The 15,013-nt window shown below is 72.2% G+C and carries 12 protein-coding genes; 6 read left to right on the forward strand and 6 right to left on the reverse strand.

The annotated features are described in order from the left end of the window. Nucleotides 1-65 precede the first annotated feature (65 nt). The 4 genes from ACQPZW_RS36485 (at nt 66) to ACQPZW_RS36500 (ending at nt 3,857) form a co-directional block, all read left to right on the forward strand. The gene (locus tag ACQPZW_RS36485; protein ID WP_433790555.1) at nt 66-1,526 is read left to right on the forward strand and encodes a benzaldehyde dehydrogenase; all 1,461 of its coding nucleotides are present in this window, start codon (nt 66-68) and stop codon (nt 1,524-1,526) included. A 227-nt stretch (nt 1,527-1,753) separates the two neighbouring features. Then, the gene (locus ACQPZW_RS36490; RefSeq protein WP_433790556.1) at nt 1,754-1,948 is read left to right on the forward strand and encodes a hypothetical protein; all 195 of its coding nucleotides are present in this window, start codon (nt 1,754-1,756) and stop codon (nt 1,946-1,948) included. A gap of 701 nt (nt 1,949-2,649) precedes the next feature. Then, on the forward strand, nt 2,650-3,474 hold the full coding sequence (locus tag ACQPZW_RS36495; RefSeq protein ID WP_433790557.1) for an aldo/keto reductase: 825 nt from the start codon (nt 2,650-2,652) through the stop codon (nt 3,472-3,474). Between the two features lie 110 nt (nt 3,475-3,584). Beyond that, nucleotides 3,585-3,857: a YggT family protein gene (locus ACQPZW_RS36500; protein WP_433790558.1), complete on the forward strand. Its 273-nt coding sequence runs from the start codon at nt 3,585-3,587 to the stop codon at nt 3,855-3,857. Nucleotides 3,858-4,177: 320 nt separating this feature from the next. On the opposite strand, the gene ACQPZW_RS36505 is transcribed toward ACQPZW_RS36500, so the two are convergent. Both ACQPZW_RS36505 and ACQPZW_RS36510 read right to left on the reverse strand, forming a co-directional pair. After that, complete coding sequence (locus ACQPZW_RS36505) at nt 4,178-6,379, reverse strand: hypothetical protein (RefSeq protein ID WP_433790559.1); 2,202 nt, start codon at nt 6,377-6,379, stop codon at nt 4,178-4,180. 45 nt (nt 6,380-6,424) lie between these two features. After that, the gene (locus tag ACQPZW_RS36510; protein ID WP_433790560.1) at nt 6,425-7,399 is read right to left on the reverse strand and encodes an acetylxylan esterase; all 975 of its coding nucleotides are present in this window, start codon (nt 7,397-7,399) and stop codon (nt 6,425-6,427) included. A gap of 60 nt (nt 7,400-7,459) precedes the next feature. Between ACQPZW_RS36510 and recD2 the strand changes: the two genes are divergently transcribed. Together recD2 and ACQPZW_RS36520 are read left to right on the forward strand one after the other, a co-directional pair. After that, nucleotides 7,460-9,640 carry an SF1B family DNA helicase RecD2 gene (gene recD2, locus ACQPZW_RS36515; protein WP_433790561.1) on the forward strand — a complete coding sequence of 727 codons (2,181 nt, stop codon included), beginning with the start codon at nt 7,460-7,462 and terminating at the stop codon, nt 9,638-9,640. 220 nt (nt 9,641-9,860) lie between these two features. Continuing rightward, nucleotides 9,861-10,505 (forward strand): DUF4360 domain-containing protein, encoded by a 645-nt coding sequence (locus ACQPZW_RS36520; protein ID WP_433790562.1) that lies wholly within the window; start codon nt 9,861-9,863, stop codon nt 10,503-10,505. A gap of 7 nt (nt 10,506-10,512) precedes the next feature. Here ACQPZW_RS36520 and ACQPZW_RS36525 read toward each other — a convergent pair whose 3' ends face one another. The 4 genes from ACQPZW_RS36525 to dhaL form a co-directional block, all read right to left on the reverse strand. Further along, complete coding sequence (locus tag ACQPZW_RS36525; protein ID WP_433790563.1) at nt 10,513-11,751, reverse strand: YibE/F family protein; 1,239 nt, start codon at nt 11,749-11,751, stop codon at nt 10,513-10,515. A 192-nt stretch (nt 11,752-11,943) separates the two neighbouring features. Beyond that, nucleotides 11,944-12,606, reverse strand: a complete 663-nt coding sequence (locus ACQPZW_RS36530; RefSeq protein WP_433790564.1) for an acetoacetate decarboxylase family protein — start codon at nt 12,604-12,606, stop codon at nt 11,944-11,946. 48 nt (nt 12,607-12,654) lie between these two features. After that, nucleotides 12,655-14,226, reverse strand: a complete 1,572-nt coding sequence (locus ACQPZW_RS36535) for a methyl-accepting chemotaxis protein (RefSeq protein WP_433790565.1) — start codon at nt 14,224-14,226, stop codon at nt 12,655-12,657. Between the two features lie 160 nt (nt 14,227-14,386). Continuing rightward, nucleotides 14,387-15,013 carry a dihydroxyacetone kinase subunit DhaL gene (gene dhaL, locus ACQPZW_RS36540; RefSeq protein ID WP_433790566.1) on the reverse strand — a complete coding sequence of 209 codons (627 nt, stop codon included), beginning with the start codon at nt 15,011-15,013 and terminating at the stop codon, nt 14,387-14,389.

The raw sequence follows: 15,013 nt of genomic DNA on the forward strand, positions 1-15,013 counted from the left end.
AGTCGTTGATCTGCCGTTAACACGGGCATACCTTCGGCGCACCCCTGCGCTTGGAGGCGACCCGCATGCTTCTCGACGAGAAACTCTGGACCGGCAACATCTTCATCGGCGGCGAGTGGCGGCCGGGGCGGGGCGGCACGTACGACGTGACCGAGCCCGCCACCGGCGCCGTGCTCGGCCGGATCGGGCGGGCCACACCCGAGGACGTGACCGAGGCCGGCCGGATCGCGGCCGAGGCACAGCGCGCCTGGGCGGACACCCCGCACCCGCGGCGGGCGGCGATCCTGCGGCGGGCCGCGCAGCTGTGGATCGAACACGGCGAGGAGATCTCCGGCTGGAACGTCCGCGAGGTCGGCGCGATCCCGGCGATGGCCGGGTTCGCGCTGCACGTGGCCGAGCAGGAGTGCTACGAGGCCGCGGGGTTGCCCGCCCGCCCGTACGGCGAGCTGCTGCCCAGCGAGGAGCCGCGCCTGTCGATGGCCCGCCGCGTGCCGGCCGGCGTGGTCACGGTGATCGCGCCCTTCAACGTGCCGATCATCCTGGCCATCCGCTCGGTGGCGCCGGCACTGGCGCTGGGTAACGCCGTCCTGCTCAAGCCGGATCCGCGCACCGCGGTCACCGGTGGCGTCACGCTGGCCCGGATCTTCGAGGAGGCCGGTCTGCCGCCGGGCGTGCTGCAGATGCTGCCGGGCGCGGCCGACGTCGGCGAGGCCCTGGTCACCGACCCGAACGTACGGGTCATCTCGTTCACCGGCTCGACCGCGGCCGGCCGCAGGGTCGGCGCGCTGGCCGGCGAGCACCTGAAGCGGGCGCACCTGGAGCTGGGTGGCAACTCGGCGCTGGTGGTGCTGGAGGACGCCGACATCGAGGGCGCGGTCGCGGCCGCGTCGTTCGGGTCGTGGTTCCACCAGGGGCAGATCTGCATGACCACCGGGCGCCATCTGGTGCACGCGAGCCGCTACGACGAGTTCGTCGAGGCCCTGTCCGCGAAGGCGGCGAACCTGCCGGTCGGCGACCCGGCCCGGGAACAGGTGGTGCTCGGCCCGGTGATCGACGCGGGCCAGCGCGACAAGATCCACTCGGTGGTCACACGGTCGTCCGGTGCGGGCGCCCGGGTGGCTGCCGGCGGCACCTACCGGGACCTGTTCTACGCCCCCACGGTTCTCGCCGACGTCACGGCCGACACGCCCGCATTCCGGGAAGAGATCTTCGGCCCGGTGGCGCCGGTCATCCGATTCGGTGACGCCGACGAGGCGGTCCGGCTCGCCACCGCCAGTGAGTACGGGCTGTCGCTCGGCATCATCACCCGGGACGTGATGCGCGGGCTCGCGCTGGCCGACCGGATCCCCACCGGCATCGTCCACATCAACGACCAGACCGTCAGCGACGAGGCGAACAGCCCGTTCGGCGGGGTCGCCGCGTCCGGGACCGGTTCACGATTCGGTGGCGCGGCCGCGAACGTGGAGGCGTTCACCGAGACCCGCTGGGTCACGCTGCGTGACAAGCCGCCCGCGTACCCGTTCTGACGAAAGTTGTTTCCGTGCCGTTACAGGCGCTCCGGGAGGCTTGCGCGAAATGCACGTTCATCAATAATGAGCGCCATGAATCGAGCCGAGGCGATACCGGTTGACGGGTCCCGGAGCACGACCGAGCCCCCAGTGGCGACGAGCCGGCGGCACCCCCGCCGGCTCCCGGCCCCACCGCCACGGGCCGGCCGGCCGGTGGCGGCAACACCCTGGTGGTGCGCCCGCCGGTGCCCGCCATCTCCCCCTACCGAGGCCATCGACGGCCGGACAGCACGCCGGACAGGCTCCCGGTCCGGCGCGCCGAGCCCCCACCGCCGGAGCCGTGGACCGGCCCCGACCCGCGCAGCGCCAACACGGCGGTGACCCGCCGGACCGGGCGCCGCCGGGGCGCGGTCGCCGCCCGTCGCGTGGTCGGGCTGTGAACGCCACGACGCGGCCGGCGGCACCACCGGCCGGGCGGCCACGACAACGCGACCGGGGCCGCTCCGAGCCCGCGGACGGTCACCCACGTGGGGTCACGGGGAACGGGCGGGACGGGATCGCGGCGTGCCGGCCACGATGCGGCCGGGGTAGCCCCCTGCGGACCACCGAACGGCTGCTGACGGGCATGACCCACCGGGGCGGGACTCCGCGCGGGATCGGGCCGGCGGCGCGGCGGGGCGGCGTGGTCGTGGGGGCTGCGGGTGAGTCCGGGACGGCCCACCGGAGACGGCGACGGCTGGAGAAAGCCGCCGGGCCTACGGGAACGGCCGTGCGGGATCCTGCTGGACCGGGGGCGGGTAGGCGTACCCCAGAAGGCTCTTCCGGGCAATCGCGCACCGTGACCAATCTCGCAAACCGGACACCGACCGGATGTCGGGGTGACGCTGCGCCACCATCAGTGGCCCATTCGGGCCGGCCACCACCAAGCGCCGGTTGAATCCGGCTTTTAACCTCGATGTCACAGTTGGTCACAAGATTCTCACCTGAGCCGGGTGATCCGGTGCACCCCCGGTGGGCCGCGGCCCTTCAAGTGTTGGGACCACCCCCTCTTCGGGGTACAAGTGAGGCACATCGCTCGCCTCGCCGGTCACCGTCGGCGAGCCGGGCGGCCCGCACCCGCTGAAGAGGGAGAGCATTCTCCATGGGCGACACGCCTGCCATCACGCTCAACAACGGCGTCGAGATTCCGCAGATCGGTTTCGGCGTCTTCCAGATCCCCGAGACGCAGACCGCGGCCGCGGTCACCACCGCGCTCGAAGCGGGCTATCGCAGCATCGACACCGCCGCCATCTACCACAACGAGTCGGGCGTCGGCGCCGCCATCAAATCAGCCGGGGTGCCGCGCGACGAGCTGTTCATCACGACCAAGGTCTGGAACACCGATCAGGGGTACGACGAGACGCTGCGCGCGTTCGACGCCAGCACCGCACGCCTCGGACTGGACCATCTCGACCTCTACCTGATCCACTGGCCCACCCCGAAGCGCGGAAAATACCTGGACACCTGGCGGGCACTGGAGAGCCTGCTCGCCGACGGCCGGGTGCGCGCGATCGGCGTCTCCAACTTCCTGCCCGAGCACCTGCGGGCCGTCGTCGACCTCGGTGGCACGGTGCCCGCGGTCAACCAGATCGAGGTGCACCCGCTCCTGCAGCAGCGTGACGCCCAGGCCGCCGACACCGAGTTGGGCGTGGTCACCGAGGCGTGGAGCCCGCTCGCCCAGGCCGGTGTGCTCGACGACCCGGCGGTGCTGCGGATCGCCACCGCCCACGACCGCACCCCGGCTCAGGTGGTGCTGCGCTGGCACGTACAGCAGGGCCGGATCGTGATCCCGAAGTCGGTGACCCCGTCCCGGATCCAGGAGAACCTGCGGATCTTCGACTTCGAGCTGACCGCGGACGAGCTGGCCGCGATCGACGCGCTGGAGAACGACGGACGGACCGGGCCGCACCCGGATCACTTCAACTGACCGGTGTCTCTGTGACGGTCACGGGCTCCCGTGGCCGTCACAGAGATCGTTAAGCAGCTTCACAGGAACCCGCCGCACACTGGGGTCACGTCCCCCCACAGGAGGTTCCGATGGGTCTACTCACCCTGGTCAGCTACGTGTTGCTGCTGGTCCAGCTGGTGCTGCTGGTTCGCGTGGCACTCGACTGGAGCGTCATGCTGGCCGGTCCCGCCATGCCCGGGTCGGCCCGGGCCAAGGCCCTCGACGTGATCTACCGCATCACCGAGCCGATCCTCGCGCCGGTCCGCAAGCTGCTGCCCCCGCTGCGGGTCGGCGGCGTCTCGATCGACCTGGCGTTCATCGTCGTCTTCATCACGATCGGCATCGTCCGCACGATCATCTGACCGGCGGTACGAGCGTCGAAGTCCGGCTCGGTCGAGGCGGTGGGCGTGCCGGTTGCCGTTACCGCCCTTCAGGAGGCGGCGGTCGAACCCGGCCCCGGCCACACCCGCTTTTCAGCGGGCGCCGATCGAATTCGACCCCGGGCACCGGCTTTCTCAGCAGGCGCCGATCGAACCCGGCCCCGGGCACACCGGCTTCAGCTGGCGCCGACCGAATCCGATCTTGTCTCCCGGCACACCGGCCGCCCCGCCCCTTCAGCTTCGCGGCATGCCTGAGACCCCACCTCCCGGCTGATGCCGGCTTTCGGGGTTCAGACCCCGCCCTAGCCGTGTGTCTCGGTGACCACCGTCGCCGCCGGTTGGGGTTGGGGCCCCGGCGCCGGTGCCGTCCCGGTCTCCGGGGCGTCGCCGGGGCGGGCCGCCAGCAGGACCGCGGCCGGCAACAGGATCAGGGCGGCGCCGGGCAGCATCGAGATGCCGTCGGCGGGGTAGCCGGTTCCGTCGACGGCGAAGAGCAGGTCGGCGGCGAACGAGAGCGGCATCATCGCCGCGATGACGAGAACGACGCTCGCGGGCAGCCCGGCTACGGTGAGCAGCGCCCATGTCAGTGCGGTCCGGCCGTGGCGGCGGGGACGGTGCCGGCGCAGCACGGCGGTCACCAGCACGGCGAACGGCACCGAGAGCACCAGCCCGAAGCCGGACGTCCCGTCGGTCGCACCGTTGCCGAGGAAGACACCGAAGCCGGCCACGGCCGCCGGGGGCAGCGCCACGAGCAGGACGGCCCCGATCGGGTGGAGGCGGTGGGCGCCGGTGGCGACGGCCGTCACGACGCCCAGCAACACCATTCCGGCGGCCACCACGACGGTGGTGAGCGGCAGGCCCAGCGGCATGAACGGGTGGTTCTCCGGCGGGGTTCCCTGGCCGAAAAGGATCGGGCCGAGGCCGGCCGCGGCGATCGCGGCGGCGGTGGTGCGGGTGCGGGTGACCGACTCGGCGACCCGGCCGGCAAGCGTCCAGCCCAGGCCGATCACCGCGGCGGCGGCCAGCAGTGCGATCCGCAGGCCGGACAGGCCGGTGACCTCGTGGTTCAGCAGGACCGATTCGGTCGCCAGCAGACCGGCGGCGACCACCGCGGCCGCCCGGAACGCCGACCGACGGTCGGCCGTGGCGACCAGCATCCCGAGCGCGGTGAACAGGGCCGCGGCCCAGCGCAGCTCGGCCACCCACAGGTAGATCTCGCCGTCGCCGCCGGGCATCGGGGCGGCCGCCGACATCACCGGCATGGCCGGGGTCAGGTAGGTCACCGTGTAGGCCCAGGAGAGCACCCCGGCGAGCGTCGCGACCACCCCGGCGATCAGGACCGGGAACGGGAACATCGGCCGACCGGCGGCGTGCGGCGGTTCCTCACCACCGAGCCGCGGCCTCCCACCGCCGAACAGCGGCCTCCCACCGCCGAACAGCGGCCTCCCACCGCCGAGCGGCGAACCCCCACCACCCGCACCGGCGCCGAGCGGCGAGCTCCCACTGCCGGGACCGGCAACGAACGCCGGCCCCTCACCCGCGACCGACGAACCCGCACCGGAGGCGGACGGTGAGCGTTCGCCGACCGGGCCGGTAGCGGGGGCGCCGTCGTATCGCAGTGGGCGCTCCGGCGCTGTCGCGGCACGCCGCCCGTAGAGGACCGCCAGCCAGCCGTACGCCAGGAACGTGCCGGCCAGCCCGCCGGTGTACACGATCGAGCCGGTGTCGTCGGGCCGCAGCGCCTCGGTGCCGAAGGACATCAGCAGGGAGGCCCTCGCGGCCTCGCCGCCCTGGCTGATCAGCACCGGGACGGTGGCCAGCGCGGTGGCCGCCGCGGCGACCGCCGGGACGCCGGCCAGCACCAGCGCGATCGCGGCGGGGCGGCGGCTGCGGGCGGCCGCGGCCCCGGTCAGCGCGGTCAGCACCACCCAGGCGACCACCCCGATCCCGGTGGTGAGGTGCGGGATCAGCGGGCCCTCGCCGACGTCGCCGACGAGCAGCGCGGGGACCACGGCCAAGGGTGCGAGGAGGGCGGGCCCGGCCACGCCGGAACGGCCGTCCCGGGCCATCGGCAGGCGGCGGCCCAGCCACCAGGCGAGCGGCCCGCACCACAGGGTCAGGATCGCCGCGTTCACCACGACGGCACCGTGGAGATGCCACCACATCGGCGTCTCCCACCCGGCGGCCTCGAAGCCCAGTTGCGCCAGCGAGCGGACCGCCCGGACCACACCGATGCCGAGCAGGGCGGCGAGCATCAGCGCGGCGGCCGGGCTGATGCCGGAGCGGGCCTCGGCCCATCCGCGCGGGACACCGGCGGCGTCCCGCGCGGGCGGTGAGGTGAGCAGGCTGACCGCATAGCCGAGGCGCGCGCCGGCGCGGCCCGGCTGCTGCTCGAGGTGGGACAGCTCGGCGAGCCACTCCCGGTGCAGGTCCTCGCGCAGGTCGGCGGGCCAGCGCCGGGCCGCCGCGCGCAGCGCCCACCGGGTGAGCCGGGTCAGGATCATGCCGGACACCGTAACCCACCCTCTGCCGTTTCTCTACATAGGGTGTCAGCTCAGTCGATCGTCGACGAACTCCAGGGCCGCGGTGTCGAAGAAGCTGCGCCCGCCCGCGTGGTCGTCCCACGGGTAGACCTCGATCTCCTTCTGGGCGTCGATCGCGTTGTAGGCGGCGAACACCCCGGACGGCGGGCACACGTCGTCCATCAGCGCGGCCGACAGGATCGACGGCGCGGTGATCCGGCGCGCGAAGTGGACCGCGTCCACATGGTCGAGGGTGTCCAGCGTCCGCTGCGCGGCCTGCGGGTTCGCGCGCAGGAACCGGACCACCTCGGCGTACGGGAAGCTGTCGGTGATCGTGATCGCCCGCTGGATGTCGCAGAGGAACGGCACCCCGGCGACCACCGCCGACACCCGCTCCGGGGCCAGCCCGGCGGCCGACAGGGCGAGCGCGCCGCCCTGGCTCTTACCGGTCACCACGAGCCGGGACGCGTCGATGCCGGGCAGCTCGGCGGCGGTCTCCACGGCCCGAACCGCGTCGGTGATCAGCCGGCGGTAGTAGAACGTCTCCGGGGCGAGGACCCCGCGGGTCAGGTAGCCGGGCGTCGACGGGCCCGCGCCGTGGTCGTCCGGGTCGGGGGTGTCGCCTCCGCGCCAGCCGCCGCCCTGTCCGCGAGTGTCCATGACCAGGTGGGCGTACCCGGCGCTGGACCAGGTCAGCCAGTCGATCGGCAGGCCGCGGCCACCGCCGTACCCGATGAACTCGACCGCGACCGGCAGCGGCCCGTCGGCGGCGGACGGACGGTTGAGCCAGGCCCGGATCGGCTGACCGGCGTAGCCGGTGAAGGTGACGTCGAAGGTGGTGACGCCCTTCAGCGGCGTGCCGACCTCGACGATCTTGGGCGGCAGGGCGGCCCGGTGCGCCGAGGCGAGCGTGCCGGACCAGAAGTCGTCGAAACCGGCCGGCTCCGGGCGGTCGAGCCGGTACTCGCGCAATTCGGGGAGAGGAAAGTCAAACAGCGCCATGCTGATCACGCTAGGCGCTGGGACTGGCCGGTTCCACCCCCGTACGGGCACGATAGGCGCGTGCCACCGGAAGCCGCCACCCGTCCACCACACGTTCTCGAGGCCGTCCTGGAGCGGCTGACCTATGTGAACGAGGAGACCGGCTACACGGTGGCCCGGGTCGCGCACAAGAGCAGCACCGATCTGCTGACCGTGGTGGGGGCGCTGCTGGGCGCGCAGCCCGGGGAGAGCCTGCGGCTGAGCGGCTGGTGGTCGTCGCATCCGCAGTACGGGCGGCAGTTCGAGGTCGTCTCGTACACGACGGTGCTGCCGGCCACCATCCAGGGCATCCGCCGCTACCTGGGATCAGGGCTGGTCAAGGGCATCGGGCCGGTGTTCGCCGAGCGGATCGTGGACCACTTCGGACTGGACACGCTGGAGATCATCGAGACCGCGCCGGAGCGGCTCATCGAGGTGGCCGGGCTGGGGCCGAAGCGGACGAAGAAGATCACCGCGGCCTGGGCCGAGCAGAAGGCGATCAAGGAGGTGATGGTCTTCCTCCAGGGCGTGGGCGTGTCGACGTCGATCGCGGTGCGGATCTACAAGAAGTACGGCGACTCGTCCATCTCGGTCGTCAAGAACAGCCCGTACAAGCTGGCGGCGGACGTCTGGGGCATCGGGTTCAAGACCGCGGACACGATCGCGCAGGCCGTCGGCATCCCGCACGACAGTCCCGAACGGGTGAAAGCCGGCCTGCAGTACACGCTGTCGCAGGCGACCGACAACGGTCACTGCTTCCTCCCGTCGGCCACCCTCGTCGAGGAGGCCGTCAAGATCCTCGACGTGCCGCCGGCGCTGGTCCCGGCCTGCCTCGACGAGCTCGTCGAGGAGGAGGGCGTGGTGCGGGAGCAGGACGAGGTCTATCTGGTGCCGTTCCATCGCGCGGAGATGTCGCTCTCATCGTCACTGATCTCGCTGTTGCGCGACCGGGCGGACCGGATGCCGCACTTCCGTGAGGTGGACTGGAGCAGGGCCCTCGCCTGGCTCCACCAGCGGACCGGCTCGACCCTCGCGACCGAGCAGGAACAGGCCGTCCGGCTCGCGCTGACCGAGAAGGTGGCGGTCCTCACCGGCGGGCCCGGGTGCGGGAAGAGCTTCACCGTACGCTCGATCGTCGAGCTCGCCGCCGCGAAGAGGGCGAAGATCCAGCTCGTCGCCCCGACCGGCCGGGCCGCGAAACGGCTGGCCGAGCTGACCGGCCACCCGGCCGCCACCGTGCACCGCCTGCTCAAGCTGCAGCCGGGCGGCGACGCCACCTTCGACCGGGACAACCCGCTCGACGCCGACCTGATCGTCGTCGACGAGGCGTCGATGCTCGACCTGATCCTGGCGAACAAGCTGGTCAAGGCGATCCCGCCGGGCGCGCACCTGCTGCTCGTCGGTGACGTGGACCAGCTGCCGTCGGTGGGCGCCGGTGAGGTGCTGCGCGACCTGCTCGCCGCCGAGGTGATCCCCCGGGTGCGGCTGACGCAGATCTTCCGGCAGGCCGCGGAGAGCGGCGTGGTCACCAACGCGCACCGGGTCAACCAGGGCCGCCCGCCGCGTTTCGAGGGCCTGACCGACTTCTTCCTGTTCCCGTGCGACGACACCGAGGCCACCGCGGAGCTCACCGTCGACGTCGCGTGCCGCCGGATGCCGCGCAAGTTCGGCCTGGACCCACGCCGCGACATCCAGATCCTCACCCCGATGCACCGCGGTCCGGCCGGCGCCGGCGCCCTCAACGTGCTCCTGCAACAGGAGCTCACCCCGCACCGCGAGGGCCTGCCGGAGCGGCGGCTGGGCGGGCGGGTGTTCCGGGTGGGCGACAAGGTCACCCAGATTCGCAACAACTACGACAAGGGCGCGGCGGGCGTCTTCAACGGCACCGTCGGCGTGGTCACCGGGCTGTCGCCCGAGGAGCAGACCTTGACGGTACGCACGGACGAGGACGAGCAGATCGAGTACGACTTCGACGAGCTGGACGAGCTGGCGCACGCGTACGCCATCACCATTCACCGCTCGCAGGGCTCCGAGTATCCGGCCGTGGTGATCCCGCTGACCACCAGCGCCTGGATGATGCTGCAGCGCAACCTGCTCTACACCGCGATCACCCGGGCCAAGAGGCTGGTGGTGCTGGTCGGCTCCCGGCGGGCGCTGGCGGCGGCGGTGCGCACGGTCGGCGCGGGCCGCCGGCACACCGCCCTGACCAGACGCCTGGGCTGATCGGCGGCGGCTCTACCACACCGTGCCACCGCCTGTGCGGTGATTCCGGAAATCCGGCCGAATGGTCGTGTTGTCCGGACGCTGGTACGGCTGTTTCGCGCACCGCTCCCGACAGTTCCTGATCTCGCTAGTGTGGGCCTTGTAAACAATTCTTCACGCCCTTTTCCGAGCCATTTTCCGGTCTCGGGAAAGGAACCCGAAACTGACGGGGGAAATGCTCATGTTGCGTTCCATGACGGTCGGCACGGCACTTCTCGGCGCGCTCGCGATGGCCGCTCCGGCGCATGCTCAGCCGCAGCCACCGAAACCCGACAAGATGATGGTCATCGACGTGGTCTCCGCGAACGGGTCCGGTTGCCCGGGCGGCAGCGCGGACATCCAGGTCTCGCCCGACTACACCGCGTTCACGGTGACGTATTCGCAGTACACGGCCTCGGTCGGGCCGCAGGCCACGCCGCTGGACTTCCGGAAGAACTGCCAACTGGCGCTGGACGTCAGGGTGCCGTCCGGATTCACGTTCGCCATCGCGAGCGCCGACTACCGCGGATACGCCAGCCTCCGGCCGGGCGCGTGGGGCCAGCAGTCGGCCAGCTACTACTTCCAGGGCCACTCGCAGACCGCGCGCAGCCGGCACGACTTCAAGGGCCCGATGGAGGATTCCTGGCAGCGCACCGACCAGGTGGCCATCGCGTCGTACAGCTACCTGCCGTGCGGTGAGCGGCGATACCTGAACATCAATACCGAGCTGCGTGTGAACCGCGGTTGGTCGGACACCAAGAAGCACACCAACTTCCTGTCCATGGACTCGACCGACGCCTCGATCAACACGCTCTATCGGATCGCCTGGAAGAAGTGCGGCAAGTAGTCCTCACTCACTGCTCCTTCTCGACGAACGCCGCCCACGGATCCCCGGTCGGTCGCGGCTCCGCCCGCCGCCGCGGCGCTGCCACCGGCTGGGACCGGCGGGCGGCCAGCAGTGCGGCCAGGGCCGTCGTGATCGGCACCGCAGCGACCAGGCCGATGGTGCCGACCGCGCTGCGCACCAGCTCCTGCGCGATCATCTGCGAGGTCATCAGCTCGCCGATCGGGGTGTCGCCGGCCGCGAACAGCAGCATCAGCGGCAGCGACGCCCCGGCGTAGGCGAGCACGATCGTGTTGATCACCGAGGCGATGTGGGCGCGGCCGATCCGGGTGGCGGCGCCGTAGAGGCGTGTGAAGCCGTACGACGGGTTGGCCAGCGCCAGCTCGGCGACCGTGGCGGACTGGGTGACCGTCACGTCGTCGAGCACGCCGAGCGATCCGATCACGATGCCGGCCAGCAGCAGGCCCCGCATGTTGACGTCGCCCCGGGTGATGGTGAGGAAGTTCGACGTCTCGTCGGCGACCCCGGTCAGGTGGATCGCCCCGGTAGCGACGGCGGCCAGGATCGCGGTGATCGCCAGACTGGCCAGGGTCCCGGCCACCGCGACGGTCGTGGTGATCGACAGTCCGTGCGTCAGGTAGAGCACGATCAGCATGATCGCGGCCGCCCCGACCACGGCGACCAGCACCGGCGACCGGCCGTCCAGGATCGCCGGAACGATGAAATAGAGCAGGATCACGAAGGTGACCGCGAGACCGGCCAGCGCCGTCACCCCGCGCCACCGGCCGAAGGCGATCACCGCGAGCGCGAACGCCGCACCGAGCATCCACAGCTCACTGCCCCGCTGATGGTCGGAGATCGAGTAGCTGGTGCTGCCCTCGTCGTTGAGCGCCAGCAGGGTGATGTCGTCGCCGGCAGCCACCTCCGGGGCGCCCGGGCCGTTCGGGATGTCGGTGGTGATCACCGCGCCGTCGTCGAGGCGCACCTGCACGGTCCCGCAGTTCTCCAGCGGGGTGTCGCCCTCGGGCACCGGCGGGCACTCCTGCGGGGTCACCGCCACCACCTCGCCGGTCACCACGGCCGGGCCCTGCGCGCCCCCGGCGACCTGCGGGGTGTCGCGCGGCCAGAGCAGCAGCATCCCGACCAGGGTGACCAGCACCGCCGGCACCAGCAGCAGCAGGGTGAGCCGCCGGGCCTGCGGGAACTCGGGCAGCTCCCCGTGGGCGTGGTGATGGTGGTCGGCGCTCATCGTGCTCCTCGTCGCGGCCGGCGATCGTCCCCGCGAACCGTACCCGTCACCGCCCCCGCCGCCGCGCCGCGCCACCGCGTCCCACCTCCGCGCGCCGCCACCGCGCGGCCGCCACCACGCGCCGGAAGCGCCGTGCGGCTCGCACCGGTGTCTCAGCGCGGTGGAGACGTCACCGAGAGCCGCTTCGGTGTCTCAGCCGGCGGAACGGGACTTCGCCCGCTCCTCGGCGGAACGGCCGAAGGTCAGCCAGAAGTCGGTGATGGCCAGGCTCAGCACGGGTCGGCGGCCGGCCAGGTAGGCCAGTGGGCCGCCCGGCTCGGGACGCCACGCCGCGGCGGCCGTCCGGAGACCGGCCCGGCCGCGGACGGGGGTACGCCGGACCTGCTCGCCGAGCTGCTGGGCCACCGTGAAGCCGACAGGGTACCGACCGGGCAGCCGCCGCTTGAGACGGACCAGCGCGGACCCGATCGGCGCGCCACCGGGAGCGGTGATCGTCGCGTCGACCAGGGGCTCGGTCTCCGCATCCAGGATGAAGTCGGCCAGCTCCTTGGGGATGCCCCAGAGCCGGCGGCCGCCCTCACGGGAGGCGACGCTGTCGACCCAGATGTCGGTGATGCTGACCCTCGGGCGGCCGCGCTCGTGCACCAGGACGGCGCTGAGCAGCTCCCGGTAGTGCAGGACGCCGCCTGGCTCGTACGACACCCAGGCGGCGCCGACCGCGACCCGGCCGCCGACGGTGATCGGCCGCACCGTGGCGTCCAGCACCGGTGGCAGGGCCGGCATGTCGCGACGGGGGATCAGGAAGACCGACAGATACATCTGTCCGCGCAGGTGCCAGGGCTCGGGCGGGTACATGTCTCCACCCTGGCACCCCGCGGGCGTACGTTCAACGCTCTCGATGGCTCAGTATCGGAACCGGGAGACGACCGCCTGCAGCTGCGCCGCGGTCTGGCCGAGGTCCTCGGCCGCGTGCCGGGTCTCGCCGACCGTGTCGGTGGTCCGGCGGGTCGCCTCGGAGACCGTGCCGATGGTCATCGCGATGTCGCCGGCGCCGTTGGCCGCCTCGCTGAGCGTGCGGTTCATCTCGGCGGTGGTCGCGGTCTGCTCCTCGACGGCCGAGGCGATGGTCAGCTGGATGCCGTTGATCCGTTCGATGATCTCGGTGATCTCGCCGATCGCGGTGACCGCGCCGCTGGTGTCGGCCTGGATCGCCTGCACCCGCTGGGAGATGTCCTCGGTGGCCTTCGCGGTCTCCTGGGCCAGGTCCTTGACCTCGCCGGCGACGACCGCGAAGCCCTTGCCCACCTCACCGGCCCGAGCCGCCTCGATGGTCGCGTTCAGGGCCAGCAGGTTGGTCTGCTCGGCGATGCTGGTGATCACCTTGACCACGGTGAAGATCTCCTCGGACGAGGCGCCGAGCCGCCCGACGATGGCGTTGGTCTCCGCGGCGACCCGGACGGCCTGCGCGGCCACCTCGGTCGCCTCCGAGGTCGACACGCTGATGTCGCGGATCGCCGAGCCCATCTCCTGCGAGCCGGCCGAGACCACCTGCAGGTTGTGCGACACCGTGTCGGCCGCCGCCGCCACCGTGCCGGCCTGCACCGACGCCTCGCTGGCGGCCGCGTCCACGCCTCCGGCGACCGAGCCGAGCCGGCCGGCCGCGTCCTGGAGGGTGCCGACGCTGCCGCCGACCTGCGCCATGTCCTCACGGAGCCGGGCCACACCCTGGTCGAGGGCGGCGGCCATCAGGCCGATCTCGTCGCGGCTGGTGATCCCGGAGGTACGGGTGAGGTCGCCCTCGGCCAGCCCTTCGGCGATCAGGGAGACGGCCCGTACGGTCCGGCGCACCCGGCCGGCCACCTGGAACCCGATGAGCAGGCTGAGCACCATGCCCACGACCAGCACGACCGCGACCGTCCAGGCCGCGCTGGAGCCGGCCGCCTCGGCGTCGGTGATGCTCTTGTCGGCCATCTGGACGGCGCGTTCCCGCAGCGCCGTCTGGTCCTCGGCCAGGGCGGCGCGCAGCGTGTCGTACTGCTTGAGCGCCTCGGCGAAGTCCGCCTGACTGCCCCCGGGCTTCGGCGGGGCGTTGATGAAGGCGAGGTAGTCGTCCCAGTCGCCCTTGGCCTTGGCCACCGTCGGGTCGCCCGGCAGGTGGGTGTCGAGCGCGGCGAAGGCGTCCGCGACGGCGGCCTGGTTCGCCGCCATGCCCTCCTTGATCCGGGTGGCGATCGCCGGGTAGAGCTGTATCGCGGACATGTTGCCGCTGAACGCCTCGATGTTCGTGCTGAACGAGCCGACCGCCGACTCGATCGCCAGCGATCGCCGCTGAGTCGCGGCTCCGTCGTCGTTGAGCTCGTGGATCGTCGTCACCGCCAGCGCACCGACGATGAGGCCGCTGACGGTCGCGGTCAGCGCCGCCGCTCCGATCTTGACGCGCAGCGAGCGGTCGTCGATCAGTCTGCTCAGCCCCATGGTGTTCCCATCCCTCATCGCCCTCGGTAGTCGACCACAGGATCGGCACCGCCGGTACGAGGTTGAGAAGGGCCGCCCGGCCTCAGTCTGTCCGGCCGGGCGGTCTCGGCGGGCGCACTCGTCCAGATTGGCGCAAGGGACCGCAGGGACGGGTGGGACGTCAGGGAGCGGTCACGTCGGCCAGCGCCTGGAAGATCAGCCAGGTCGAGGTGGCGCCCGGGTCCTGATGGCCGGCACTGCGTTCGCCCAGGTAGGAAGCCCGCCCCTTGCGAGCCGTCAGAGAGATCGTGGCGCGCGCCCCGTCACCGGCGGCGCGGGCCGCGCCGGCCGCCGCCTCGGGCAGGGCCGCGCCACCGGCCACCGCCTCCTCGAACGCGGCCACCGCGGGCCGGTACGCGTCCACGATGGTCTTGTCCCCGGGCGCCGCGCCACCCAGGGCGGTCACCGCGTCCAGGCCCGCGCGTAGCGCCCCGGCCAGGTCCGGCAGGGTCACCGCCGGGCCCGGGGGCAGCGCTTTGCCGAGGGCGCGGAAGGCACTGCCGTACAGCGGGCCGGACGCGCCGCCGACCTTGGAGATCAGGGTGCCGCCGGTCCGGACGAAGACATCGCCGACGCCGGTGAACGCGGTGCCGTCCAGCAGCGCGGTGACCGCGGTGAAGCCACGCCGCAGGTTGACGCCGTGGTCACCGTCGCCGATCGCGGAGTCCAGTTTCGTCAGCTCGTCCGCGTCGGCGTCGACGGATTCCGCGATGGCGCGCAGCCACGCGGTGGCGAGTACGACATCCAC

The organism is Actinoplanes sp. CA-252034 (assembly GCF_050956125.1).
In the GTDB taxonomy this organism is placed as follows: domain Bacteria; phylum Actinomycetota; class Actinomycetes; order Mycobacteriales; family Micromonosporaceae; genus Actinoplanes.

Bases quoted from the DNA above. Each gene is read 5' to 3' on its own strand.
- ACQPZW_RS36525 (WP_433790563.1), bottom strand. From the start codon at position 11,751: ATGAGCGCCGACCACCATCACCACGCCCACGGGGAGCTGCCCGAGTTC.
- ACQPZW_RS36495 (WP_433790557.1), top strand. From the start codon at position 2,650: ATGGGCGACACGCCTGCCATCACGCTCAACAACGGCGTCGAGATTCCG.
- ACQPZW_RS36535 (WP_433790565.1), bottom strand. From the start codon at position 14,226: ATGGGGCTGAGCAGACTGATCGACGACCGCTCGCTGCGCGTCAAGATC.
- ACQPZW_RS36500 (WP_433790558.1), top strand. From the start codon at position 3,585: ATGGGTCTACTCACCCTGGTCAGCTACGTGTTGCTGCTGGTCCAGCTG.
- ACQPZW_RS36505 (WP_433790559.1), bottom strand. From the start codon at position 6,379: ATGATCCTGACCCGGCTCACCCGGTGGGCGCTGCGCGCGGCGGCCCGG.
- ACQPZW_RS36485 (WP_433790555.1), top strand. From the start codon at position 66: ATGCTTCTCGACGAGAAACTCTGGACCGGCAACATCTTCATCGGCGGC.
- ACQPZW_RS36510 (WP_433790560.1), bottom strand. From the start codon at position 7,399: ATGGCGCTGTTTGACTTTCCTCTCCCCGAATTGCGCGAGTACCGGCTC.
- ACQPZW_RS36530 (WP_433790564.1), bottom strand. From the start codon at position 12,606: ATGTACCCGCCCGAGCCCTGGCACCTGCGCGGACAGATGTATCTGTCG.
- ACQPZW_RS36520 (WP_433790562.1), top strand. From the start codon at position 9,861: ATGTTGCGTTCCATGACGGTCGGCACGGCACTTCTCGGCGCGCTCGCG.